Below are 25343 nucleotides of genomic sequence, written 5' to 3'. Positions count from 1 at the left end.
GTTTTTTTTCTTGATTGATTATTGGTCCTGCGTCGGCAGCCACGTGCCGGGAATGACACGCGAATGTCCGCGGAATTCGGCGATAACGGTATCGCCTGCGGTAACTCGCACGTCATAGATACCGGAGCGGCCGCCGCGCGTGATCTCGCGCGCCTTCGCAACAAGGCGGTCGCCGAGCCTTCCCGGCTTGATGAAGGTGATCTGCCCCTGCGCCGCGATCACGCGTTCGTTGTGCGAGTTGCAAGCAAAGGCGAAGGCGGAATCGGCGAGCGTGAAGATGAACCCCCCATGGGCAATGCGTTGGCCGTTGACCATGTCCGGCCGCACCGTCATCGCGAGCGTCGCGAAGCCGGGGCCGATCTCGACGATCTCCATGCCGAGCCCTTTGGAGGCATCGTCCTCCGCCCACATCGCCTCGGCGCAGGCGCGGGAGATATTCTCGGGCGACAGGGCAGCTTTGACGTTCACGCGCTTCTCCCGGCCAGATGGTTGTCCATGATGTTCTGCTGGTTGGCCAAAACTGTCAAATAATGCGACGCATTTGCATCGTCAGCGTCTGAAGCACCTGCTCAGACATGGTCATAATCGACCACGACGCGCTCCGACGACGGTTTCGCCTGGCAGGTCAGAACGAAGCCCGCCTTCAGCTCCCAGGGCTCCAGCGAATAGTTGATGTCCATCGGCGCCTCACCTTCGACCAGCTTGGCGCGGCAGGTCGAGCACATGCCGCCCTTGCAGGCGAAGGGCAGATCGACGCCGGCGCGCAACGCGGCATCGAGGATCGCCTCGTCCTCGGCAACCGGCACGTCGCGACGCTTGCCATCGATGATCAGCGAGGCGATCGCCTTCGGCGGCGCGTCGGGAGCCACCACCTTCTTCGGCCGCGGCTTGCCGCCGAACTCGGAGACGAAGCGCTCGACGTGGATGCGCTCTTCCGCGATGCCGAGCTCGCGGCAGGTGGTCTCGATGTCCTCGCTCATGCCAAGAGGGCCACAGATGTAGAGATGATCGACGCTAGCCGCCGGCACCAGCGAGCGCAGCAGCACCCTCACCTTGTCGCCGTCGAGCCGGCCATGCAGGATCGGGATGTCCTGCTCTTCGCCGGAGATAACGTGGAAGATGGAGAGGCGGTCGATGAAGCGGTCCTTGAGCTCCTCGAGCGCCTCGAGAAACATGATGTTGTCGGTCGTGCGGTTTCCGTAGAACAGGAAGAAGCGGCTGTCCGGCTCGCGCGCGAGCACGCCCCTCACGATCGACAGGATCGGCGTGATGCCGGAGCCCGCAGCGAAGCCGACATGAATGCGTGCGCTATCCGCCGGCGGGACTGCACCGAAGCGCCCGGTCGGCGTCATCACGTCGAGCTGGTCGCCGCATTTCAGCTCGTCCGCCGCCCAGTTCGAAAACGCGCCGCCGTCGATCTTCTTCACGGCGATACGAATCTCGCCGTCATCAGGGCCGGAGCAGATCGAATAGGAGCGGCGCACCTCCTCTCCCTCCAGCGTGGTGCGGAGCGTGAGGTACTGGCCGGGCGTGAAGGCGTAGTCGCGAGCGAGTTCGGCGGGAATGGTGAAGGTCATCGAGATGGCGTCCGACGCCTCGCGGCGGAGGTCGTTGACGGCGAGGCGATGGAAGCGAGGCGCGGCGGCTGACATGGTCAATGACACTTGAAATAATCGAAGGGTTCGCGGCAAGACTTGCAGCGCCACAGCGCCTTGCAGGAGGTCGAGCCGAATTCAGACAGCAGCTCGGTATTTTCCGAGCCGCATTGCGGGCAGGCCACTGCCTGCTCACCAAACAGCGCCCGGCGCGAGCTTGAAGCTTGCGGCGGCGCGATGCCGTAGGCGCGCAGCTTTTGGCGGCCCTCCTCGCTCATCCAGTCGGTGGTCCAGGCCGGCGACAGCACGGTGCGGACTTTTGACCGGCGAAAACCGGCGCGCTCCAGCGCGACCTCGATTTCCAGCGCGATCATGTTCATCGCCGGACAGCCGGAATAGGTCGGGGTGATCGCGACCTCGACGTGATCGCCGTCGAGCGCAACCTCGCGCAGCACGCCGAGGTCGGCGATGGTCAGCACCGGAATTTCGGGATCGACCACGCTCGCCGCGGCGTCCCAGGCGCGCCGGCGCAGCTCGCTGTCACGGTCGAGCAGGCTCACCATGTCAGCCCCGGAAAGGTGCGCTGCATCGATTGCAGCTCGGACAGGAGATGGCCGAGATGTTCGCTGTGCCGGCCCACGCGGCCGCCTTGCTGCATCCAGTCATTCTGCGGCAAGACCAGCGTGGCTTCGCTGACGACATCGGAAAGCGTCTGCAACCAGCGACCACGCAAGGTGCCGGGATCGATCGCGATACCGGCATGGATCAGCGCGCGCTCGCCGTCGTCGACGGAAAACATCTCGCCGGTAAAGGCCCAGAGATGATCGATCGCGGCTTGCGCGCGGGCGTGGCTCTCATCGGTGCCGTCGCCGAGCCGGATGAGCCACTCCGAGGCGTGGCGCAGATGATAGGCGCTCTCTTTCTCCGACTTGGCGGCAATCGCTGCCAGCGTCGTGTCGCGCGAATTCATCATCGCGCGCCAGTAGAGGTCGGCGAACGCGGAATAGAAGAACTGCCGCACCAAAGTCTGGGCAAAATCGCCGTTGGGCTGCTCCACCAGCAGCAGGTTGCGGTACTGCCTGACGTCACGCAGATAAGCGAGCTTGTCCTCGTCGTTGTTCTTGCCTTCGGCCTTGGCGGCATAGCTGTAAAGCTCGCGCGCCTGACCGATGAGGTCGAGCGCGATGTTGGAGAGCGCCATGTCCTCTTCCAGCATCGGTGCGTGCCCGCACCATTCCGACAGCCTGTGGCCGAGGATCAGCGCATCGTCGGCACGGCGTAACGCGTAGAGCACCAGCGGCGTTTCGGAGACCTCGATGTTGGCGGTCGCCATCACATGTGTCCCACTTCCTCGGGCACCTCGTAAAAGGTCGGATGCCGGTAGATCTTCGATTCCGCCGGCTCGAACATCATGCCTTTTTCGGTGGGATCGCTCGCGGTGATCGCGGTCGACGGCACGACCCAGATCGACAGGCCCTCGCCGCGGCGGGTGTAGATGTCGCGGGCGGCTTGCAGCGCCATGGTGGCATCGCTCGCATGCAGCGATCCCACATGCTTGTGCGCGAGCCCGTTGCGGCTGCGAATGAAGACTTCCCACAGCGGCGTGTTCGGCGTGGCCATATTGATCTCCCTACTCGGCGGCTTGCGCAGTCTGGCGATGCGCACGTTTGGCGGCATAGCTAGCTGCGGCTTCGCGTACCCAGGCCCCCTCCGCATGCGCCTTGCGACGCGCGGCTATGCGGTCGCGATTGCACGGGCCGTTGCCGGCGAGCACCTGCTTGAACTCGGTCCAGTCGATCTCGCTGTAACGCCAGTGCCCGTCGGCATCCTGCGTCATGCCGGGATCGGGGATGGTGAGGCCGAGATATTGCGCCTGCGGCACCGTGGCATCGACGAACTTCTGGCGCAGCTCGTCGTTGGAGAACCGCTTGATCTTCCACTTGGTCGAGGTGTCGCTATGCTGGCTCGTGCTATCTGGCGGGCCGAACATCATCAGCACCGGCCACCACCAGCGATTCAGCGCATCCTGCGCCATCGCCTTCTGCTCCTCGGAGCCGCGGCACAGCGTCAGCATGATCTCGTAGCCCTGGCGCTGATGGAACGACTCCTCCTTGCAGACCCGGATCATTGCGCGCGCATAGGGGCCGTAGGAGCAGCGGCACAGCGGGATTTGGTTCATGATCGCGGCGCCGTCGACCAGCCACCCGATGGTGCCGATATCGGCCCAGGTCAGCGTCGGATAGTTGAAAATCGAGGAGTACTTGGCTTTGCCCGCGAGCATGGCATCGACCAGCTCTTCCCGCGAGGTGCCGAGCGTCTCGGCCGCGGCATAGAGATAGAGCCCATGGCCGCACTCGTCCTGCACCTTGGCGAGCAGCGCGGCCTTGCGGCGCAGGGTCGGCGCGCGGGTGATCCAGTTGCCCTCAGGCAGCATGCCGACGATTTCGGAATGGGCGTGCTGGGAAATCTGGCGCGTCAGCGTCTTGCGATAGGCCGCCGGCATCCAGTCGTTCGGCTCGATGCGCTCCTCCGCATCGATGCGGGCCTGGAACTGCGCAGCTCGGCCTGCGTCCTCAAGACCGCGGTCGTCGGTCTCGGCCGTATTCAGCGCCTGGGTATACATGCGCATCCTCCCGATTTATTGGGAGGCAATATATAACAAAAATCACACCATGCAAGATATTTCTGTAACATAAAACTCAGGCCCCGAACCTCCTTTCCAGCAGCTTTCGCGCCGGCGGCAGTGGCCCCTTCTCGTTGGTTCCATGTCCATCAAGCCATTGTTCGGAGGGGGCGAGCAGCGCGCGATAAATTTCGCCGCACAGGTCCCGTGCGGCCCTGCCCGGCCAGTTCGTCGGCAGCAGGCTTTCGGGCAATAGCGGATCGCGCAGCACGACGCGGCGATAGTAGTGGATCAGGAGGATGCGCGCGGTAAACGCATCGGCCTCGGACAGATCGGCGCCGCGGCCGATCGCGGCGCGCAGCGGCTCGAACGTCTTCATGAATTTCAGATAGGCATCTGCGGTGCGATCCAGCGGCCAGCTTGCGCTGAGCAGACGACGACCGCTGTCATCCTCCGCCGAGACTTCGAGACGGATCGCGCCCGAGGCTTCATCCGGCACCGGCAGGCCCGACGGCGCGACCCAGACCCCCGGCAGCGGACTGCCGAAGCCGGCGTTACGGAGCGCTTCGCGCGAGACGTCGCGATCTCCGCCATTGCCGATCAGGAGCAGCTCGAAGCGTCCGGTCCAGTCGGATGGCGGCGGATCGTAGATGTGGCGCGTCGCGGCCTCGAACGTCTGGCGCCCCTTCTCGGCCAGCCGATAGAAGCTGTTGCGGCCGACCTTCTCGCGCGTTAGCCACCCGTCGGCGGCGAGCCGCGACATCGCCGTGCGCACAACCCCGCTGTCGATGTCGAGCCCTTGAAAGAACTCCAGCAGCGTGCCGAGCCACACCACACCGCCGCGCGGCACGATGGCATCGCCGAACACGGTGATGACGATGGAGCCGGTGCGTGACGGTTCACGCTTGAGCTGGTCGATGATGCGGGACAACGGATGCGCCATGCGCGAGGCATAGCGCGTTTGATGCGGGCGCGACAATGGACGGGTGCGACAATGCGAGAGCCGGGCTCGATCCTTCGAGACGGCGCTTCGCGCCTCCTCAGGATGAGGTCTGACCGCTTTCGCGCGGCGTCAATTACTCTCAACCCTCATGGTGAGGAGCGCGGCAGAGCCGCGCGTCTCGAACCATGCAGGCCCGGCTATCTATGCGGATCGGGATAGGCCAAGCTGCGCCAACCGCTACGGTCGAACGGCCGCCACTGGCCTTCCTTCTGTGCGAGCCGGTCGGCGACCGCGTAGACCACGGCCGGATGATGGCCCATGCCGCAATGGCTGCTCTCGACCTCGATGCTCTCGGTCTGTGCGCCCGACTTCTCCATGCAGCCCTGCCAGGCGCAGACGCCGTCGGTGCGGCTGAAGATGGCGGTGGTCGGCACTGGCGGCGGGACAGCGAGCTCGCCGCCGAACCGCGGATCGACCTCGTCGGACTTCCGCCCGCTCGCCCATTCATAGACGCGCCAGGCATTGGTCGAGCGGGGATTGCCGGCAAAAGGACTGCCGAGCGTGATCACCTGCCGCACGCGCTCGGGCATCATCTTGGCGAGCTGGCGCGCATAGAGGCCGCCAAGGCTCCAGCCGACCAGGCTGATCTTGCGGCCATGGGTGTCGCTGAGCTCCTCGACCAGATCAACCATCGCATGCTGCACGCCCTCGCGCAGGCCATAGTTGCGGCCCTGGCGCCAGCCGCTTACCGCATAGCCCTTGCTGGTCAGAAACGTCCGCAACGCACGCGTGGATGCATCCGAGGCCACGAGGCCCGGCAGCACCAGCACCGGATGCCCATCGCCGCGCGGCGCAAGGCTCAGCAGCGGCAGCGCGCCGAGGAATGCGCCGAACTCGTGGATCGCGCGCCCTTCCAGAAACATCAGTGTTCTCGACGGCGGACGCAGCGTCTGGGCAGTAGCGGTCATCAATGTTTCCCCTGAGAAGACGCCGGGCGCGATGCCGGCAAATGGGCATGAATTCCAATACGCCGGCTTCTTGATCGTTCCGCAGCGCAGCATGAATCAGCTAGGCGGCCGGTTCCCGACATTCAAGCGGGAGAGTCGCGGCGCGACAATAGGCCCGCGCGTTAATGCTAACGGCCGTGACGCAAAAGTCACAGCAGTCGGAGCAGGAATTCTACGGAGTAGAGCGCGAGCCCGGCGAGCCCGCCGATCAGCGAACCGTTGAAACGGATGTATTGCAGGTCGCGCCCGATGTTGATTTCAATCAGCGAAATCAGCTGCGCCATATCCCACGCCTTGACCTGGTCGGAGATGAAGATTGAAACGCCGCTCTTCTGGTCGGCGACGAAGCTGCGCAACACCGTGACCAGCCCCTTGTTGATCTCGCCGCGCAGCTCGGCATCGGCGGCGAGGGCTTCTCCAGCAGCGGCGAACATGCCGGCGAGGTGATGCTGAAGCACCTGTGTCTCACCGCTCGCGCTGCGTTCGATGAACGAGCGCGTGTTGGCCCAGACGGTGCGGGCGAGATCGGCGAGCTCCGGCCGCGCAAGCAGATCGCGCTTCAGGCCGTCGATCCGGTCGATATAGGCCTGGTCGGTGCCGAGCCGGTCGACGAAGCTCAGCACCATGCGGTCGAACTCGCCGCGGAACGGATGTTTGGGATCGCTGCGCACTTCATTGAAGAAGGCGGTGGCGGACGCCACGATCTTGTTCACCAGAAACTTGTCCGCGCGATAGAGCCGCAGCAGGGTCGGCAGTTCCGCGCGCACCTTCTCGCGGATCATCCCCATCGTCTCTTTCTGGTTCAGCGTCTCGTGCATCACGCGCAGGAGATCGTCGAACAGGATCTGATGGCGCCCCTCCGCCACGAAGCCGCGCAGCGTACCGACGGCAAGCGGCGCAAGATCTATTGCCTCCAGCTGCGATGACATACGGCGGATGATGAAGGTCATCAGCCCCGAGCTCTCCGTCGCCGAGACGGCCTCCGGCAACAGGCGGAGCGCGAAGCGCGCGAGATCGTCGCTGCGCTTGCGGTCGCGGAGCCAGTCGGCAACGAAGGAGCCGAAATCGATCTCCTTCAGCTTGGCCTCGACCGGACCGGCCTCGAGGAGATGCACCTGGATGAATTCGCCGAGCTTGTCGGCGATCCGCGCCTGGTTGCTCTGGATGATCGCAGTATGCGGGATCGGCAGGCCGAGCGGCCGCTTGAACAGCGCGACCACGGCATACCAATCCGCGAGGCCGCCGATGGTCGCGGCTTCCGCGAAGGCGGCGATGAAGCCGAACACGGGATGCACCGGCAGCAGCCATTTCGCGACGATGAAGAGCAGAAGCGTCGCGGCCAAGACCAGTGTCGCCAGCGCTTTCACACGGCGCAGCTCGGCCGCACGTTCGGCATCGCCGGGGGTGTCGAAGGAGAAGGTGGCGGGTGCATTCATGACGGATGGGAGATTACGTCATTCCGGGGCGATGCGAAGCATCGAACTATGGTGCGCTCTTGCGCACCTGAGAAGCTCGAGATTCTCTGGTGCGCAATTGCGCACCAGAGTTCGCCCTTCGGGCGCCCCGGAATGACGGTCAGTCACAATGACGGCAGCGTAGAAACAAAAGGCCCGCCGAAGCGGGCCTCAAATTTCAGTTTCGCTCAGGGCGCCGGATCAGGCGGTCTTGTTGTAGACCTTGGCAAAATTGTCCTGAGCGGACTTCGCACCGTTGGCGGCGAGCTGGCCGAAATAGTCGGCGGTCGCCTTGGCACGCGAGACGAACACTTCGCCGCGGGCGCGGAGCAGGCTCGACTGGATCTCGACGGCTTCGCTGACCGACTTGGCTGAAGCAAGCTTGTCGATGCCGGCGAAGAACGCCTGGGCGTCGTCGTAGATCGCCTGCTGGATGTTGCGGCTGATCTTGCCGGCCTCAGTGACGGACTCGGTCACTGCGCTCTCGACGGCGGCGGTCACGCGCTCGGAGCCAGCGAACACCTCGGCAGCACGGTCCTTGGCGGTGTTGGCGGACTTCTTGACGAACTCGCGGGCGGCCTCGGGAACTTCCAGGTTCTGGATGTTCTTGAAAGCGTCCTTGAAGCCTTCGAAAGCGGTGTTGGTCTCGGTAGTCATGGGGTTCTCTCCATCCTCATTGTTTGAGCTATGGGCTCACCCCGTCCGCATTGGCCCGAGGCACGGCCTATATGGCATAGTTAATTGTGCGATGCAATATTCTTATTGCACTGCGATATCACGAAACTGTGAACAGCCTTAACAGAAGGCAATATGATGCCTCCCTGGCCAAACAGGTTCCCGGAAAGCGGTTGGGACCTCTCCCCCGGTGCTGGACGGCGGTCCTAGTGCTGGACGGCGCCTGGCAGCCCGTAGGCCTCCATCTGGGCCTGGACCTGCGCGATGTTGTGGCCGAGCACAACGATGTCGTGGGTCTTGCCGCCGACGTCCCGGACATGGTCGCGCAGCAGCGCCTCGGCCTTGAAACCGAGGCTCTCGAACACGGCGATCGCGGCCTGCTGGTCGACCGTCATCTGGACCGAGAGTTTTTCCAGGCCCGCACCGAGCGCGAGCGCGAAGGTCTCCTGCGACAGCGCCCGCCCTACCCCCTTCCCGCGAACGTCGAGCGAGACCACCATGCGGATCTCGCCGACATGGGGTGACCAGGAGTGCGGATCGCGCACCAGCGTGCCGCAGCCGACGACCTTGCCGTCCCTGACCGCAAGCAGGCTCGTAATCGCGCCACGCTCGATCTCCTTGACCCAGGCCGACAGCACCTTCGGCTCGCTGATGTTGCGCGGCAGAAACAACAGGTCGTGGGTCGGCAGGCCTTTGCCGAAGGCGAGCACCGCGGCTTCATCCGCGGGCGACATCAGGCGAATCTCGATATCGCCGGCGTCGGTCTTGACGTGGCGCGGATAGGAACGCTGCTCGCTCATGTCGATCTCTTCCCTAGCCAGGAATCCAGTTTCGGCCATAGCCGCTTCACGGCGTTGGCTCCCGCGACGAGCGAGACGTGACCGCCCTTCAGCATCACCTCTTCCTTGTCCGCAGATCCAATCTTCGCGATCAGGTGCTTGGCGGCGTCATACGGCACGATGTGATCATGCTCGGCGACCGCATGCAGAATCGGCACCTTGATGTTGTCGAGCTTCGCAGGCCGGCCGCCGACCGACATGGTGTCGTTGAACAGCTTGTTGTCCCACATCAGGTCTTTGGTGATGGCGCGGAAATACTCGCCCGCCAGCGGCAGCGTGTCGGTCGCCCAACGGTCGAACATGCGGTAGGACTTGACGAACTCGTCGTTCCAGATGTTTTCCCAGAGCTGAATCTGGCTCACCGTGCGCGAGGCCGGACGCAGCATCTCGAACGAGGACAGGATCATCTCCGGCGGCACGTTGCCGACACTGTCCACGAGTCGATCGACGTCGAAATAGCGACGGTCGGAGAAATTCGAGAACAGCTTCATCTCGCGGAAGTCGATCGGCGTGGTGAAGCAGATCAGATTCTTCATCGGCCCATCCTTGTGGATCGCGCCGTAGAGCAGTGACAGCACGCCGCCGAAGCAATAGCCGATGACGGAGACGTCCTGCTCGCCGGAATCCGCCTGTACGCGGCGGACGCAGTCCGGGATGAAGTCGAGGACATAGTCTTCCATCCGCAGGCTCTTCTCCTCCGGCCGGGGCGCGCTCCAGTCGAGCATATAAACGTCGTAACCGCGCTTGAGCAGGAATTCGATAAAACTCTGGCCGGGGACGAGGTCGAGGATGTAGCCGCGGTTGGTGGTGGCCATCACGATCAGCACCGGCACGCGGTAGATCTCGTCCGACATCGGCCGATAACGATAGAGATTCATAGTGCCGCGTGAATGCAGCACGTCCTTGGGCGTCGATCCAAGTGATGGACCCGAGGTCGAGAAATATTCAACGCCCTTGATGCTGCGCTGGATGGCGCGCTGCACCTCGCTCTGGATGCGTTCCGGGATAGATGCGAAATCAAGTCCGGGAGCTGCATTCATGCCAGCTCTCCGCCCTCAGACGGCGGACGCTTGGTGCGCGGCGGCCGCAATGCGGAATCGGCCCCCTGAGACACGCCGGCACTTGCAGCCATCTGGCTCAGCAGCGACTTGATCTCACCGATCTGGCCTTCGATAGCTTGCAGCCTTTCGGCAAGGCCTGTGACCTGCTCCCGGCTCGGCAGGTTCATGGAGACGAGGTACTTCTCCATGAGTTCGCCGAGCTGCTTCTGAGCACCTGCAGCAACTCCCCCGGCGCGGTTCATCGCCTGCGAAAACTCGGGCGACGACATGGCCTGGTTGGCGAAGGAGTTGAACCCCTTCTCCATCTCACCAACCATCTTTTGCCACATGGCGACCGGGTCATTGGTCTTGTCGGTCATCGGCGTCCTCCAGATGTCGAGAGCTTCGATGCCCTTCTTTTTTCGCCATACCACACCGTTGCGCGGTGCCGGTCAACCGGCAAGCAGCGGCTCGGTGCCGCGTGCGGCTTTCATTGCAACGGGAAACCGTGCGATACACAATCGAGCAAAAGCCAAGGGAAAGCGCCCGTGAACGCCCATCAGCCGCCTCAGACCGTCCGCGCCAACGGCATCGACATCTGCTACGAGATCTTCGGCAGCGACAATGCCGAACCGCTGCTGCTGATCATGGGGCTCGGAGCGCAGATGATCCATTGGGACGATGCGTTCTGTGAGCAGCTTGCCGCGCGCGGCTTCCGCGTGATCCGCTTCGACAATCGCGACATCGGCAAGTCGAGCCATCTGACGGGCGGCAAGCGGTTGACGCCACTCGAGCTACTGAAGCTGCGCTTCTTCAAGATTCCCGTCGCGGCAACCTACAGGCTGATCGACATGGCGAAAGACACGGTCGGGCTGATGGATGCGCTCGGCATCAAATCGGCGCATCTTGTCGGTGCCTCCATGGGCGGCATGATCGCGCAGGAGGTCACGCTGTCGTTCCCGCAGCGCGTGCGCTCGCTGACCTCGATCATGTCGACGACGGGCAGTCCGCGCGTGCCGCCGCCGACGCGCGAGGCCGCCGCAATGCTGATGGCGCCGCCACCGCGCAGCAAGGAGGAGTTCATCGTCCGCTACGGCCAGACCTGGAAGGTGTTGCGCGCCGGACATTTTCCGGAGGAGGAAGCGCTCGATCCCGAACGTGCCGAGCGCGTGTTCGCGCGCGGGCTCAATCCGGCCGGCGTCGGCCGCCAGCTCCGCGCTGTGCTGGCGTCCGGCAGCCGCAAGGAGCGGCTGCATGCCGTGCAGACGCCGACGCTCGTGATCCACGGCACCGTCGATCCGCTGGTGCGGCCGGAGGGCGGCAAGGACACCGCCGAGTCAATTCCAGGCGCAAAGCTGTTGATGATCGACGGTATGGGCCACGCGCTGCCAATGCGGTTCTGGCCTGAGATCATCGGCGCCATCGACAAGCACGCGCATGGCGCGGCGGCGCAGGCGGCTTAACTCTTCTTCGCCATCCAGATTACGTGGCGCGCGCCGCCGCCTCTGCCGGTGGCGCGGACGGCGACTTCATTGACGCCGAAGCCCGCGCGCTTAAGGCGCTTGGTGAAGGCGGGATTGGGTCCCGACGACCAGACGGCGAGCACGCCGCCCGGCCGCAGTGCTGTCTTCGCCGCCGCCAGCCCACTTGCGCTGTAAAGCGCGTCATTGCCCTTCCGGGTCAGTCCTTCGGGACCATTGTCGACGTCGAGCAGTATAGCGTCGAAGGCCGCGCTCTTGGCACGGATGACTTCGCCGACGTCGGTTTCCCGAATGCTGACCCTGGCATCATCGAGGCTGTCGCCGAAGACCTCTGCCATCGGACCCCGCGCCCACGTGACCACCGCGGGGACCAACTCGGAGACCACGATCTTCGACTTGGCTCCAAGTACGGTAAGCGCCGCACGCAGCGTAAAGCCCATGCCCAATCCGCCGATCAGGACAACGGGCTTGGCGACCGTCTCGATCTGCTTCGCCGCGAGCGTTGCGAGCGCGGCTTCCGAGCCCGACAGGCGGTTGTTCATCAGCTCGTTGGTGCCGAGCTTGATGGAAAACTCCTTGCCCCGCCGCATCAGGCGGAGCTCTTCGTCGGAGCCGGGGATTTTGGCGGTGTCGATTTTTTCCCAGGGAATCATCCCTGACGTTTAGCATGAATAATTCGTAGCCTACCCTCCCGCCCAGACGTCCAGCACATAGCGGTTCTTCGTCCCCATCTCCTCGATCCAGCGCGCACTGACGGCCGCGTCGCTGCCGCTCTTCTCGCGGTGGATCGCGACCAATGCCGCCTTTACGTCCGGCTCCATCTTGCCGCCGTCGCCGCAGATATAGATGATCGCGCCCTGCTCGATCAGCGGCCAGACCTTGTCCTTCTGCGCGGCGAGCAGGTGCTGCACATAGGTCTTCGGTCCGTCCGCGCGCGAGAACGCAGTGAAGAGTTCCGTGATGCCGCTCGCCGCCAACGCCTTCAGCTCGTCCCCGTAGAGAAAATCCTGGTCAGGATGACGACAGCCGAAGAACAGCATCGCGGGTCCGAGGCTGGCGCCCTTCGCCTTGCGCGCGGCGCGTTCCTGAAGGAAGCCGCGGAACGGCGCGAGGCCCGTGCCGGGGCCGATCATGATGATGGGCACCGAGGGATCGTCGGGAAGCCGGAAGCCGGCCTTGGTCTCGCGCACGGTGGCGTAGATCGCATCGCCGGCGCGCCGGTTGGCGAGATAGTTCGAGCAGATACCCTTGTAGGTGCCGCGGCCGGAGGCGGCCGCCCCTTCGACCACGCCGACCGTGACACTGCAGTGCGCCGGCTCGACCGACGGCGAGGACGAGATTGAGTAATAGCGCGGCGCCAGCAGCGAGAGCATTTCGAGATAGACGTGGAACGGCAATTCGCAGGCCGGATATTCGAGCAGCAGGTCGAACACTGATTTGCGCCTGGCCAGGATCTCGCTGCGGTAACGCTCGAGCGGCTCAGCCTCCTCGCCGACGAAGGCGAGCAGCTTCGGCTTGGTGACCGGACAGCGGGTGTGCTCGGCCATGATCTGGATCTGCTTCCGCGTCGCGACCTGCTGCAGCTCGACGAATTCGCTGAGCAGGCGGCCGACGGACACGGCATCCCCCACCGGCAATTGCGCGCGGCGGCCCTCGGCGACCTGAAGCCTGATCTGGTCGGCAGGCAGGAAGCCGAAGCGGCGGGCGACCGAATCCACCAGCGTCGGATCGTTGCGCGGCACGACGCTTAGGTGATCGCCGACGCGGTAAGTGACGTTGGACGGCAGCTGCACCTCGATGTGGCGCGTCGAACGCTCGGAGGGATTGGAGCCGCCCTTGTTCTGAAGCTCGTCATTGACCAGCACCTTCATCGCAACAGCACCGCCCTGGGCCACGATGGTGTTGACGGCGGTCATCGCCACCGGCTCGATCGCATAGAGCGGATCGTCCTCGGCGGTGCGGGTGAAATTCCAGTCGATGCCGAATTCCTTGGTCGCGACCTGGGCCGCCGCCGGGAACCATTTCTGGAACTGGCCGTCGAGATCGCTGCGCGCATCGCCCTCGCCGCGCGGATAGACCGCGCGCGCACCATGCGACGACAATTGCTCGTCAATCAGGCGCGGCACCGATTGATAGGTCGCGGCCCAGTCGCTGTTGCCGCAACCGAACACGGCGTAGCGGACATTGGCAAAAGCATCCTTCGGCAGGTCGCCGCCGAGCCATTTGACGAACTGCGTCGCATTATCAGGCGGCGCGCCGTTATAGGAGGCGCAGATGATCAGAACGCCGCCCTCCTGCGGCAACTTGCCGACGTAATCGTCGAGCGGGCCGAGATGCACGGCAAAGCCATTGATCTCGGCGAGATCAGCCATGCGCGTCGCGAGCTCCTCGGCGGTGCCGAGATTGGAGCCGTAAAGCACCAGCATCGGCGTGTTATGGCCGGGCCGGGCCGTCGGCTGGCGCGGCGCCTTCGGCGCCGAGGACGCAGCCGCGACAGGCCCGCCATAGGCGCCACGCTCGCGATCGGCGCGCGGGCGCACCCTGATCTTGAAGCCTTCCGGCTTCATCGTCAGGGTTTCCTTCAGGTGCATCTGGTAGCGCTGGTGATCGATCAGCTTGAAGCGCTGCAAGATCATGCCGAGCGCGAGCGCGGCCTCGTGCATGGCAAAGCCGCGGCCGATGCAGGCGCGCTGGCCGTTGCCGAACGGCTTCCAGGCATTGACCGGCCGCTTGGCTTCCGCCTCGCGGCTGAAATTCTCGGGATCGAACGCATCCGGATTTGGCCCCCAGACGCTGGGATCGCGATGCAGCGCGGTCACCAGGATGGTGGTGAAGGTGCCCTTGCGGAGCTTGTACTTGCCGCCACCGAGCGTCTCGTCCTTGAGCGGCGAGATGCCATAAGCCGGCGCCGGCGGCCACAGCCGCAGCGCCTCTTTCAGGATCTGCGTGATGTAGGTGAGCTGCGTCACCTGCTGGTAGGTCGGCTTCGCGTTGACGTCGGGGCCGAAGACACGATCGACCTCGTCATAGGCCCTCTTCAGGATCTCCGGATGCTTGAGCAGCGCATAGAGCGTGTAGGACAACAGGCCGCTGGTGGTCTCGTGGCCCGCGATCAGGAAGGTGTTGATCTGGTAGCGGATGTTGACGTCGTCGAGCTGCTCGCCGGTCGAACGATCGACGCCGGTCATCATCGCGGCGAGCATGTCCTTCTTGTCGTCGATCCCCTCGGCGCTCTTGCGGCGCTCGGCAATGATCTCGTCGACCATCTTGTTCATGAAGGCGACGTCTTCGGCGAGCGTCTTGCGCCGCTTCTGCATCCAGATCTGCTCGAACGGCAGGCCGCGGGTCATCATGATGGTTTCGAGCGAGCGCACCAGCGACTCGACGAAAGGATGGTAGTCGCGCCGGTAGAACGAATTGAAACGGTACTCGAAGCCGCACAGGCCGATCGTGTCCAGCGTCAGCGCCGTCATGTCGTGGACGACGTCGATCTCGTCGTCGGCGTTGAGCCGCTCCCATTTCTGGACGAGCTGCTCGGCGATATCGACCATGCTCGGATGATAGGACTGCATGGCTCGGTTGCCGAACGGCTGGAGCAGGATGTTGTGCGCCTTGCTCCAGTTCGGCTCGCGGGTGTCGGCCGTGAACAGCCCGTCCCCGCCGACCGCGCGTACGCGCCGCAATGCACCGCGCACCGTCTTGTCGAAGCGCTTCTCGTCGGACAGTTCATCGACGAGATCGTGGCCCGAGACGACCACGATCGGCGAGCCCATCATGTCGAGCCAGAAGATCGGACCGAGCTCCTTGGCGAGCCGCGTCAAATGCTGCACGGGGGCGGCCGAGTCCAGCGACAGCATGTTGCCGACCACCGGCTTGGTCGGCGGATGCGGAATCGGATCCAGACGGTTCTTGGATGACATTGACGTGCGTTTCCCCCTCAGTAACCCTCGTCATTGCGAGGAGCCCTTGCGACGAAGCAATCCAGATTGCCTCTGCGGATACATTTCTGGATTGCTTCGCTCCGCTCGCAATGACGAGCGCTAGCCAAACCGCCTTCTACGCCATTCGATCAGCTTGGCGCTGACCTCTTCCGGCTTCTCCTGCTGCGTCCAATGGCCGCTGTCCTTCACCAGATACTTCTCGAGATCGGGGATCAGCTTGTCCATGCCGTCGGCGGAAGACGGCGGCAACACCGCGTCGTTCTCGGCCATGATCATCAGCGACGGCACCCGCACCGTATGATCGAGCCCTTCGGCGCGCGTCCAGTTGCGCGACATGTTGCGGTACCAGTTGATGCCGCCGGTAAAGCCGGTCCTGGTGAAATTGTCGACGAACACCTTCTTCTCTTCCGGCGACAGGATCGGCGTACGCGGATCATGCTTTGCGTCATAGCTGGCGATCATCTGCGGAAACGCCAGATTGACCCGCGGAGAAGCGCCGACGCCGGCAACCACCTCCTCTGCCGGCGCGTCGGCTGGGCGCGGCGCCGGCTTGCGCATGAACGCGTCAAAAGTCTGTTCGACGCGACTTCCGAAAATCCTGTCGGGCTCACGCGCCGGGTCCTGGAACTGCACGATGTACATCTTGTCGCCGAAGCGCGCGCGCAAGAGCTCGATCGGATCAGCCCAGGCACGGTTGGTATGCGGCGTGTTGATGCCGACCACGCCAGCCACCCGGTCGATGTGCCGCAACGGCATCTGCCAGACGATGAAGCCGCCCCAGTCGTGACCGACGAAGACTGCCTTGTCGATCTGCAAATGGTCGAGCAGCCCGACGAGATCACCGGTCAGGTGCTCGATGTCGTAATCCTCGACCGCCTCGGGCCGGTCGGTCGCGCCATAGCCGCGTTGGTCGGGCGCGATCACGCGGATGCCGGCCTCGCTCAGCGCCTTGATTTGGTGACGCCAGGAGAAGGCGAGCTCGGGCCAGCCGTGGCACAGCACGATCGGCGGCGTGTCCGTGATCGGGCCCGCCTCGTAATAGCCCATGCGGATTCCGTTCGTCTGGACGAACTTGAGCTGTGGCATTTCAATCATCGAACCATTCCTACTCAGCGGCACCCTTGATGTCGGTCGCCGGCGGCGCGTAGGCCGCCTCCAAAGCGGCGAACTCCTCCGGCAGCATGTCGCACATCACCTGCACATGCGGAATGATGTTGGCGCCGACGATGAAGCCGAAATCGAGCTGGTCGCGATAGCTCTGCACGGTGATGTTGAGCGCCTGCCCGTGCGTCGAGATCGACACCGGGAAGATGTGCAATAGCTCCGCACCGGCGGCGTAAAGAGTCTGCCGCGGCCCGGGCACGTTGGACACGGTGATGTTGGCGGCCGGCGGCAGCACGTCCGACAGGTTCGAGCGGCTGTAGAGCAGCGCCAGGATCTGCACCATGATCGGCGCGCCCAGCATCGAGATGTTGGAGACCTGGGGCATCAGTGCGCGCAAGGGGTGCGACATCTCCTTGGACTTGGTCGATTGCGCGATGATGGCTTCCAGCCGCGCCTTGGGATCGTCGATGTTGGTCGCGATGGCGCAGATCATGCCGAACACCTGGTTGTTGGCCTCGGTGTTGCCCTCCTCGCGCAGCGAGATCGGCACCGCCGCGGTCAGCGATTTCGCAGGCAGCGTGCTGTACTCCTTCAGGTAACGCCGGACCACGCCGGAGGCGAGCGCCAGCACGACGTCGTTGAGCTTGCCGCCGGCCTGCTTGGCCAGCGCCTTGGCCCGCGACAGCGGGATCGACACGCCGGCGAAGCTCCGCTCCGAGGAGATGGTCTTGTTGAGCATGGTCGGCGGCGACACCATGCTGGCGAGACTCTCGCGCGACTTGGGATCGGCAACCTTGCCAAGCACCTCGGAGACGCTCTTGACCATTGTCGGGATATTGCCCGCGAAGCGCACCGCGCTCTCGATCTGATACATCGCGTTGTCGAACAGAATTGAGCCGATGTCGCTCTTGCCAGTGCGCGGCAGTTGCAGGTTCTGGGCGGCCTTGCCGGCGTCGAGCGGCTGGTTGAACAGCTGCTGGTAGGAATCGAGCAAGTTCGCCGCGATGTCGCGCGGCTCCTGTCCAGGCTTGCTGCCAGCCGCCGGCGGATCGACCTTCCGCGGGATCGGCGAGATGTCGTAGATCATGTTGGTCAGGGCGGCACCGGCACCGCCGTCGATGGCGGCATGGTGCATCTTCGAATAGAGCCCGACCTCGTTGTCCTTCATACCCTCGAACACATAGAACTCCCAAAGCGGGCGAGCGCGGTTCAAGAGCTTGGCGTGCATCCAGCCGACGATGCGCTCCAGCGTGGCGCGGTCGCGCGGCTGCGGCAGGCTGGCGCGGAAGATGTGGCGGTCGATGTCGAACTGATCGTCCTCGACCCAGGAGGGGTGATCGATGTCGAGCGGCGCCTTCTCCAGCCGCGCTTTCAGGATCGGCGCGATGTGCAGGCGCGAGACGATCATCGCCTTGAAGTCTTCGAAGAAGTCGCCCTTGTAGTCGTCAGGCAAGCGAAAGATCGCCATGCTCCCGACATGCATCGGCATTTCCGGCGTTTCCAGATAGAGAAACGACGCGTCCAGCGACGACAGCTTCTTACCGTCAGCCATAGTTCCCTCCCGCAAGATTTGACGGGCGCCTTGGCCAGCGCTTCTCGTCAGGCCGATACTGCCTGTTCCGGCGGGGCATATGCAATGGCAAACGGCCCTGCCCGGTCAAATGGCGAGAATTCCCCCTCCGGTTGCGCCAGCCGGTCGGCCACGGCCCACAATGCCGCGGGGTTCACCCCCAGCCCGATATGGCTCGCCAGATACACCTCGATGTTCTCGGCGCGGTCGGAGGGACGGAGCAGACAGGTCCGCCAGTTCACGACACCGTCGGCCCGCGAATAGATCGACGTCGCCGGCACCGGCAGATCGCCGGCGATCGCCTCGCGCAGTTCGGCGAAATCTTCGACCCGTTCGCCGGACAGCGCCTCGTAGAGCCGCGTGGCGTTAGTCGCCCGCACGTCATTGGCAAAAGGGCTGCCGAGCGTGATGACATAACGGACCATGTCGGGCGCCTGGAGCGCGAGATCGCGAGCATAAACGCCGCCAAGGCTCCATCCGACCAGGCTGACCTTGCGTCCGCTCGCAGCATGGATTTCGGCCAGACGCGCGCGCAGCGACTCCCGCATCCGCCCCAGCCCGCCGAGATTGCGGCCCATCCGCCAGGCATGTGCCTCATAGCCGAGCTCGCTGAGATAGCGTCGGATCGGGGCCATCGAGAGGTCACTGGCCAGAAAGCCCGGCAGCGCCAGCACCGGATGACCGTCACTCCTAGGCGCGCGCATCAGGACTGGCGACAGCAGCAGGCTCGCATTGAATTCGAACAGGCCGCGCGCCTCCGCAAGCAGCAGGGCGAGGCTCGGCGGACGAAGCCCGCCCGGCGCCTGCCGCCCGTCCGGCCCGGACGGCATTATTTCTTCTTGTCGCTGCTGCGCGTGCCGCCGAGGCCCGCCATCGTGACGAACATGTCCTGAAACCGCTCGGCGATCTTGGGATCGAAGGTGAACCAGCTCTGGATGAGCGATTCCGGCGAGACCTTCTCGATGTTGCTGAGCACCTGCTGCTGCAGCTTGTCCATCACCGCCGTCTGCATCGGCCCCACGTCAGGCAGACCGAAGAACTGGCGGGCCTCGAGGGGGGTGCAGTCGATTTCGATATTAACTTTCATGTCCCCTCCGGATGAGATTCGAGTGGCCTGTCGGCAGTATCGCCGCGAGTTGTGGTGCGACGCAAGCGACCTGATGCCGGCGCGACATGCCCCGTCCCGCAATCGGCCGATATAGTCAACCAAAGTCGAAAGACGCGGTCCTCCATGCCAGGCGGCACGGTCAGCATTGCTGCACAGCGGTGCAACTTGGCGCGTTCCTTGCTGGAATGGCGCTTGCACCGGTCGAGAACTCTGGGCAACATGGATCAATCAGCCCTGCCGAACAATCAAAAATCATCGGCAGGGCAGAGTGGAGAGGGTCAAGAATGTCAGTCGGTCGAAGTCTGTTTGCGGCGACGCTCGCCGGTACGCTTGCGTTGACGGTCGCGCCGGCGTCGAGCCAGACGCTGCGTTATGCCAACCAGGGTGACCTGAAATCCCTCGATCCCTATACGCTCAACGAAAGCACCACCCACGCCCATCTCGGTCACGTCTATCAAGGCCTCACCGCGCGCGACAAGGACCTCAAGATCATTCCGGCGCTGGCGGAAAGTTGGGAAACTCCGGAGCCGACCCGCTGGCGCTTCCATTTGCGCAAGGGCGTGAAATTCCACAACGGCGACCCCTTCACCGCCGACGACGTCGTATTCTCCGCCGATCGCGTCCGCAAGAAAGGGTCCAATATGCAGACCCGCCTTGCGCCCGACGTCAAGGTCGTGAAGGTCGACGACTACACCGTCGACTTCGTCCTGCCTTCGCCCAATCCCATCCTGCATAACTCGTGGGATGTCTGGTACATCATGGACAAGAAATGGGCCGAGGAGAACAACGTCGTCGATCCGACGCCGGTGGCGGCGACCACGCCGAGCTACGCCTCGCTCCACGAGAACGGCACCGGTCCGTTCACCATCGAAAGCCATCAGCCCGGCGTGAAGACGGTTTTCAAGGCCAACCCCAACTACTGGGGCAAGGTCGAGGGTAACCTGAAGGAGATCGTCTTCACCCCGATCGCTTCGGACGCCACCCGTGTCGCTGCGCTGCTCTCGGGCGAAGTCGACGTCATCGAGCCGGTGCCGATCCAGGACATCTCCCGCGTCGATTCCAGCCCCAACGCCCAGGTGCTGAAGGGGCCGGAGCTGCGCACCATCTTCATCGGCTTCGATCAGACCCGCGACGAGCTGCTCTATTCCAACATCAAGGGCAAGAACCCATTCAAGGACGTCCGCGTCCGCGAGGCCTTCTACAAGGCGATCGACATCGAGCTGATCAAGAAGCGCGTGATGCGCGAGCTGTCGACGCCATCGGCGCTGATGATCGCTCCGGAATTGTTCGCACTGTCGAAGGAGTTCACGCGGCCAAAATTCGACCCTGATGGAGCCAAGAAGCTCCTGACCGAAGCCGGCTATCCCGACGGCTTCGAGGTCACGATGGATTGTCCGAACGACCGATACGTCAACGACGCCGCGATCTGCCAGGCCGTCGTCGGCATGCTTGCCCGCATCGGCGTCAAGATCAACCTGCTGGCGCAGCCGAAGGCGCAGTACTTCGCCAAGGTGTTGAAGCAGGGCGGCTACCAGACCTCGTTCTACCTCCTGGGCTGGACGCCGAGCACGATGGACTCCCACAACGTGCTCTACGACATCATGGGCTGCCGCGACGATGCGAAATCCTCACGCGGCGAGGCCAATCTCGGCGGCTACTGCAACAAGGAGTTCGACGCCATCACCGACAAGGTGCTGGTCGAAACCGATACTGCCAAGCGCAACCAGCTGATCAAGCAGGCTTACGAAATCGGCAACAAGGACTGGTCCTACATCCCGCTGCACCAGCAGGCGCTGGCCTGGGGCGTGTCGAAGAAGGTCAACCTGCCGCAGCGCGCCGACAATCTGGTCATGTTCCATTGGGCGACCAAGAAGGAATAGCACCAGTTGAACACGAGGTCCCGGCGGCGTCAGGCATCCGGGACCTTTCCTTTTCCGGCTGACAAAGACGTCGACCGCACGCACACCCAAGGATAGTGGAAGGCATGCTCGCTTTCACTCTTCGCCGCGCCGTTCAGGCCATCGGCGTCATGTTCGCCGTCGGCATCATCGCCTTCTCGATGTTCCGTTTCGCCGGCGACCCCGTCAACCAGATCGTCTCGATCGACACGTCGGCGGCCGAACGCGAAGCCGTGCGCAAGTCGCTCGGCCTCGACGATCCCGTGCCGGTGCAGTTCGTGCGTTATTTCGCCGACGCCGCGCAATTCAAGTTCGGCGTCTCCTACCAGTTCCGCCAGCCGGTCTCGACGCTGTTGATGGAGCGTATGCCCGCCACGCTAGAACTTGCGATCTGCGCCACCGTATTTGCGATGGTGTTCGGCATCCTGATGGGCGTCTATTCGGCGCTGAGGCGCGACACCGTGCTCGCCAAATTATTCCAGGCGGTTTCGCTGATCGGCATCTCGTTGCCGACTTTCCTGATCGGCATTCTCCTGATCTATCTGTTCGCGGTGACATTGGGCTGGTTGCCCTCGTTCGGCCGCGGCGAGGTGGTCAAGCTCGGCTGGTGGAGCACAGGCCTGCTCACGCTGTCGGGACTGAAGGCATTGATCATGCCCTCGATCACGCTCGGCCTGTTCCAGATGACCCTGATCATGCGGCTGGTGCGCGCGGAGATGCTGGAAGTGCTGCGAACCGACTATATCCGCTTCGCCCGCGCCCGCGGGCTGACTACTCGCGCCATCCATTTCGGCCACGCGCTGAAGAACACGCTCATTCCCGTCATCACCGTGGCCGGCCTTCAGTTTGGCTCGGTTATTGCATTTTCGATCATCACCGAAACCGTGTTCCAATGGCCGGGCATGGGACTGCTGTTCGTGCAGGCCGTGCAAAACGTCGATATCCCGATCATGGCGGCCTATCTGCTGATGGTCTCGCTGATCTTCGTCACCATCAATCTGGTGGTCGACATTCTCTACACCGTGGTCGATCCGCGCCTGCGCGCGACCGTCGGCCGCGCTACATAAGGCCCCTGCATGTCCGACGCCGTCGCCTCCAATTCCGACAAGCAGAGCGCGCCGCCCGCGCATGCCGGTCGCAGCTGGCTCAGCCGCGCCCTCGACAGCGACATCTTCTATTCATTCCGCCGTTCCAAGCTGACCATGGTGGCGGCGGCCATTACCGTGCTGCTTTTCCTGCTCGCGATCTTTGCATCCGCGCTCGCGGTGCAGAACCCATTCGATCCGGCGCAGCTCCAGTTGATGAACTCGCGCATCTCGCCGCTCTGGACCGCCGACGGCCAGAGCCCGTTCCTGCTCGGCACCGACGAGCAGGGCCGCGACGTGTTCTCCGCCATTCTCTACGGGATGCGCATCTCGCTCGCCGTCGGCGTGGCCGGCGTGATCTTCGCCGGCGCGCTCGGCATCGCGCTCGGCCTGATCGCCGGCTATTTCGGCGGCGCGATCGATGGCGTGATCATGCGGATCGCCGACGTGCAACTGACCTTTCCCGCCATTCTGATCGCGCTGCTGGTCAATGGCATCGCGAAATCGATCCTCGGCAACCGCCTTGATGCCACCAGCATGCTCGTGGTGCTGGTGATCTCGATCGGCCTCAGTTTCTGGGTCGGATATGCAAGGACGGTGCGCGGCTCCGTGATGGTCGAGAAGAACAAGGACTACGTGGCCGCCGCGCAGCTGATCGGCCTGCCCGCGCCAAAGATCATGCTGCGGCACGTGCTGCCGAACACGATGGGCCCGATCCTGGTCATCGCCACCATCAACCTCGCGCTGGCCATCATCACCGAGGCAACGCTGTCCTTCCTCGGCGTCGGCCTGCCCGACACCATGCCTTCGCTCGGCACGCTGATCCGCATCGGCAACAATTATCTGTTCGCGGGCGAATGGTGGATCGTCGCTTTCCCCGGCCTCGCGCTGGCCGGGCTGATCCTGTCGATCAACCTGCTCGGCGACTGGCTGCGCGACGCGCTCAACCCGAAGCTCCGATGAGCAAAACCTCGACAAGAGCGCCTCACTCATGACCGAGCCTATCCTCTCCGTCCGCAACCTTCAGGTGGAGTTCGCCTCCCGCCGCGGCACGCTGCGCGCCATCGACGGCGTCTCCTTCGACATCGCCAAGGGCGAAGTGCTGGGCGTGGTCGGCGAATCCGGCGCCGGCAAATCTGTCACCGGCCTCGCCGTGATCGGCCTGATCGACCCGCCCGGCCGGATCGCGGGCGGCGAGGTTCGCCTGGCCGGCCTGCGCATCGACAATCTGCCGCCGGAGGAGATGCGCCGCATCCGTGGCAAACGGATCGGCATGATCTTCCAGGACCCCCTCACCTCGCTCAATCCGCTCTACCGGGTCGGTGACCAGATCATCGAGACGATCCGGACGCACCTGAACCTGTCCGAGACGGCCGCACGCCGACGCGCCATCGACCTGCTTGCCGAGGTCGGCATTCCCGCGCCGGAAAAGCGCATCGACGGCTATCCGCACGAATTCTCCGGCGGCATGCGCCAGCGCGTCGTGATTGCGCTCGCGATCTGCGCCGAGCCCGAGCTGATCATCGCGGACGAGCCGACCACCGCGCTCGACGTCTCCGTGCAGGCGCAGATCATCTCGCTGATCAAGCGGCTTGGCCGCGACCACGGCACCGCCGTGATGCTGGTGACGCACGACATGGGCGTGATCGCGGAGACCTCCGACCGCGTCGCCGTGATGTATGCCGGCCGTGTCGCCGAGATCGGTCCGGTGCAGGATGTCGTCAGAAATCCGCTGCATCCCTATGCCAAGGGCTTGATGGGCGCGATCCCGACGCTGGCCGGCGACGACAAGCGTCTCATGCAGATCCCCGGCTCGATGCCGCGGCTGTCGGCGATCCCGCGCGGCTGCTCGTTCAACCCGCGCTGCGCGTTCGCGTTCGACCGTTGTCGCGTTGATCGACCGGAGCCGCTGCCGCGCGGTGCGCAATCGGTCGCCTGCCATCTCTATGACAGCGTGCCGGCGGAGAGCGCGGCATGAGCGCTTCCTTCGTCCAGGCCACAAATCTGCGCCGGGTGTTCGACGTCTCGAAGCCCTGGCTCAACCGCGTGCTCGAAGGCGGGCATCTCGAATATCTCAAGGCGGTCGATCACGTCACCTTCGACATCAGAAAGGGCGAGACCTTTGCGCTGGTCGGCGAGTCCGGCTCGGGCAAGACCACGGTGGCGCGGATGGTCGTCGGCCTGTTGCCGCCGAGCTCGGGCGACGTGCTGATCGACGGCGTCTCGATGACGGATCCGCGGCAGGCGCCGGCGCGCCGAAAGCTGCGCCGCCGCATCCAGATGATCTTCCAGGATCCCTATGCGAGCCTGAACCCGCGCTTCCGGGTGGATGCCATCATCTCCGAGCCGATCCGCGCTTTCGACCTGATCCAGGGCGAGCGCGACATCCAGGCCCGCGTCGGCGAGCTGCTCAGCCTGGTCGGCTTGCATCCCGACGACCGGCTGAAGTTTCCGCACGAATTCTCCGGCGGCCAGCGCCAGCGCATCGCGATCGCCCGGGCGCTCGCATCGGATGCCGAGTTCATCGTCTGCGACGAGCCGACTTCGGCGCTCGACGTCTCGGTGCAGGCGCAGATCCTGAACCTGATGCGCGACCTGCAGGACAAGTTCGGCCTGACCTACATGTTCATCAGCCACAACCTTGCCGTGGTCCGCCACATGGCGAGCCGCGTCGGCGTGATGTATCTCGGCCGCATCGTCGAGATCGCGGAGGGGCGCGAGCTGTTCGCCCGTCCGCGTATGCCCTACACCAAGATGCTGCTGGGCGCCGTGCCCGACCTCGCCATGAGCGGCCGCCAGCGCATTCCGGTGAAAGGCGAGATCCCGAACCCGATCAATCCGCCGCCCGGCTGCGCCTTCAATCCCCGCTGCCCGCTGGCGTTCGATCTCTGCCGCAAGGAAACGCCGGAACTGATTGACGGCGTCGCCTGCCACGCCGTCAACACCGCGCCGGTCCCGGCGTGACGCGCGCGTGCCATGC

General features: G+C 64.1%; 25 protein-coding genes. 6 read left to right on the top strand and 19 right to left on the bottom strand.

All coding sequences use genetic code 11. From position 1 onward, the window contains the following. Positions 1 to 18 precede the first annotated feature (18 nt). The 13 genes from paaI to CV770_RS27525 all read right to left on the bottom strand — a co-directional run bounded on the left by paaI (position 19) and on the right by CV770_RS27525 (position 10556). A complete protein-coding gene (gene paaI / locus CV770_RS27590) occupies positions 19 to 468 on the bottom strand; it encodes a hydroxyphenylacetyl-CoA thioesterase PaaI (protein WP_104464607.1) in 450 nt (149 codons plus the stop codon). A gap of 101 nt (positions 469 to 569) precedes the next feature. Beyond that, on the bottom strand, positions 570 to 1652 hold the full coding sequence (gene paaE / locus CV770_RS27585) for a 1,2-phenylacetyl-CoA epoxidase subunit PaaE (protein ID WP_091953609.1): 1083 nt from the start codon (positions 1650 to 1652) through the stop codon (positions 570 to 572). A gap of 2 nt (positions 1653 to 1654) precedes the next feature. Next, positions 1655 to 2158, bottom strand: coding sequence for a 1,2-phenylacetyl-CoA epoxidase subunit PaaD (gene paaD / locus CV770_RS27580; RefSeq protein WP_104464606.1), 504 nt, complete (start codon positions 2156 to 2158; stop codon positions 1655 to 1657). Beyond that, a complete protein-coding gene (paaC, locus tag CV770_RS27575; protein WP_201760069.1) occupies positions 2152 to 2928 on the bottom strand; it encodes a 1,2-phenylacetyl-CoA epoxidase subunit PaaC in 777 nt (258 codons plus the stop codon). The genes paaD and paaC overlap by 7 nt, the downstream gene beginning before the upstream one ends. Further along, the gene (gene paaB, locus CV770_RS27570) at positions 2928 to 3215 is read right to left on the bottom strand and encodes a 1,2-phenylacetyl-CoA epoxidase subunit PaaB (RefSeq protein ID WP_091953618.1); all 288 of its coding nucleotides are present in this window, start codon (positions 3213 to 3215) and stop codon (positions 2928 to 2930) included. The genes paaC and paaB overlap by 1 nt, the downstream gene beginning before the upstream one ends. A gap of 10 nt (positions 3216 to 3225) precedes the next feature. Then, positions 3226 to 4218, bottom strand: coding sequence for a 1,2-phenylacetyl-CoA epoxidase subunit PaaA (gene paaA / locus CV770_RS27565; protein WP_201760068.1), 993 nt, complete (start codon positions 4216 to 4218; stop codon positions 3226 to 3228). A gap of 76 nt (positions 4219 to 4294) precedes the next feature. Next, positions 4295 to 5161, bottom strand: a complete 867-nt coding sequence (gene paaX / locus CV770_RS27560; protein WP_104464608.1) for a phenylacetic acid degradation operon negative regulatory protein PaaX — start codon at positions 5159 to 5161, stop codon at positions 4295 to 4297. A gap of 197 nt (positions 5162 to 5358) precedes the next feature. Further along, a complete protein-coding gene (locus tag CV770_RS27555; RefSeq protein WP_165637126.1) occupies positions 5359 to 6129 on the bottom strand; it encodes an esterase/lipase family protein in 771 nt (256 codons plus the stop codon). A gap of 188 nt (positions 6130 to 6317) precedes the next feature. Next, positions 6318 to 7604, bottom strand: a complete 1287-nt coding sequence (locus CV770_RS27550; RefSeq protein WP_104464603.1) for a DUF445 domain-containing protein — start codon at positions 7602 to 7604, stop codon at positions 6318 to 6320. A 219-nt stretch (positions 7605 to 7823) separates the two neighbouring features. After that, complete coding sequence (locus CV770_RS27540) at positions 7824 to 8279, bottom strand: phasin (RefSeq protein WP_104464602.1); 456 nt, start codon at positions 8277 to 8279, stop codon at positions 7824 to 7826. Between the two features lie 224 nt (positions 8280 to 8503). Further along, on the bottom strand, positions 8504 to 9097 hold the full coding sequence (locus tag CV770_RS27535; protein WP_201760067.1) for a GNAT family N-acetyltransferase: 594 nt from the start codon (positions 9095 to 9097) through the stop codon (positions 8504 to 8506). Then, positions 9094 to 10176, bottom strand: a complete 1083-nt coding sequence (locus CV770_RS27530; RefSeq protein ID WP_104464600.1) for a PHA/PHB synthase family protein — start codon at positions 10174 to 10176, stop codon at positions 9094 to 9096. Before CV770_RS27530 ends, CV770_RS27535 begins: the two co-directional genes overlap by 4 nt. Next, the gene (locus CV770_RS27525; protein ID WP_104464599.1) at positions 10173 to 10556 is read right to left on the bottom strand and encodes a hypothetical protein; all 384 of its coding nucleotides are present in this window, start codon (positions 10554 to 10556) and stop codon (positions 10173 to 10175) included. The genes CV770_RS27530 and CV770_RS27525 overlap by 4 nt, the downstream gene beginning before the upstream one ends. A 168-nt stretch (positions 10557 to 10724) precedes the next feature. On the opposite strand from CV770_RS27525, the gene CV770_RS27520 reads away from it, so the two are divergent. Next, the gene (locus tag CV770_RS27520; protein ID WP_091953636.1) at positions 10725 to 11639 is read left to right on the top strand and encodes an alpha/beta fold hydrolase; all 915 of its coding nucleotides are present in this window, start codon (positions 10725 to 10727) and stop codon (positions 11637 to 11639) included. Here CV770_RS27520 and CV770_RS27515 read toward each other — a convergent pair. The 6 genes from CV770_RS27515 to CV770_RS27490 all read right to left on the bottom strand — a co-directional run bounded on the left by CV770_RS27515 (position 11636) and on the right by CV770_RS27490 (position 19359). After that, positions 11636 to 12310 carry a spermidine synthase gene (locus CV770_RS27515; protein ID WP_091953638.1) on the bottom strand — a complete coding sequence of 225 codons (675 nt, stop codon included), beginning with the start codon at positions 12308 to 12310 and terminating at the stop codon, positions 11636 to 11638. The two genes, CV770_RS27520 and CV770_RS27515, sit on opposite strands and share 4 nt — an antisense overlap. A gap of 30 nt (positions 12311 to 12340) precedes the next feature. After that, positions 12341 to 15577: a bifunctional cytochrome P450/NADPH--P450 reductase gene (locus CV770_RS27510; protein WP_104464598.1), complete on the bottom strand. Its 3237-nt coding sequence runs from the start codon at positions 15575 to 15577 to the stop codon at positions 12341 to 12343. Positions 15578 to 15697: 120 nt separating this feature from the next. Next, entirely contained in the window at positions 15698 to 16693 is a 996-nt protein-coding gene (locus tag CV770_RS27505; protein WP_091953642.1) for an alpha/beta fold hydrolase, read from the bottom strand. 10 nt (positions 16694 to 16703) lie between these two features. Next, a complete protein-coding gene (locus CV770_RS27500) occupies positions 16704 to 18254 on the bottom strand; it encodes a WS/DGAT/MGAT family O-acyltransferase (RefSeq protein ID WP_104464597.1) in 1551 nt (516 codons plus the stop codon). 47 nt (positions 18255 to 18301) lie between these two features. Further along, positions 18302 to 19102, bottom strand: coding sequence for an esterase/lipase family protein (locus tag CV770_RS27495; RefSeq protein WP_104464596.1), 801 nt, complete (start codon positions 19100 to 19102; stop codon positions 18302 to 18304). Beyond that, complete coding sequence (locus CV770_RS27490) at positions 19102 to 19359, bottom strand: DUF6489 family protein (RefSeq protein WP_028135213.1); 258 nt, start codon at positions 19357 to 19359, stop codon at positions 19102 to 19104. The genes CV770_RS27495 and CV770_RS27490 overlap by 1 nt, the downstream gene beginning before the upstream one ends. A gap of 305 nt (positions 19360 to 19664) precedes the next feature. Here CV770_RS27490 and CV770_RS27485 point away from each other — a divergent pair, with 305 nt between their 5' ends. The 5 genes from CV770_RS27485 (at position 19665) to CV770_RS27465 (ending at position 25327) form a co-directional block, all read left to right on the top strand. Continuing rightward, on the top strand, positions 19665 to 21260 hold the full coding sequence (locus tag CV770_RS27485; RefSeq protein ID WP_104464595.1) for an ABC transporter substrate-binding protein: 1596 nt from the start codon (positions 19665 to 19667) through the stop codon (positions 21258 to 21260). Between the two features lie 104 nt (positions 21261 to 21364). Beyond that, positions 21365 to 22345, top strand: a complete 981-nt coding sequence (locus CV770_RS27480) for an ABC transporter permease (protein ID WP_026201522.1) — start codon at positions 21365 to 21367, stop codon at positions 22343 to 22345. A gap of 9 nt (positions 22346 to 22354) precedes the next feature. Continuing rightward, the gene (locus tag CV770_RS27475; RefSeq protein WP_091953649.1) at positions 22355 to 23326 is read left to right on the top strand and encodes an ABC transporter permease; all 972 of its coding nucleotides are present in this window, start codon (positions 22355 to 22357) and stop codon (positions 23324 to 23326) included. A 28-nt stretch (positions 23327 to 23354) separates the two neighbouring features. Continuing rightward, positions 23355 to 24341, top strand: coding sequence for an ABC transporter ATP-binding protein (locus tag CV770_RS27470; protein WP_028143437.1), 987 nt, complete (start codon positions 23355 to 23357; stop codon positions 24339 to 24341). Continuing rightward, the gene (locus CV770_RS27465; RefSeq protein WP_091953652.1) at positions 24338 to 25327 is read left to right on the top strand and encodes an ABC transporter ATP-binding protein; all 990 of its coding nucleotides are present in this window, start codon (positions 24338 to 24340) and stop codon (positions 25325 to 25327) included. Before CV770_RS27470 ends, CV770_RS27465 begins: the two co-directional genes overlap by 4 nt. Positions 25328 to 25343: the final 16 nt, after the last annotated feature.

Source organism: Bradyrhizobium sp. AC87j1, from assembly GCF_002936975.1.
GTDB classification, from domain to species: Bacteria; Pseudomonadota; Alphaproteobacteria; order Rhizobiales; family Xanthobacteraceae; genus Bradyrhizobium; species Bradyrhizobium shewense.
The sequence above is the reverse complement of the archived record's forward strand: the minus strand, read 5'-3'. Positions and strand labels throughout refer to the sequence as shown.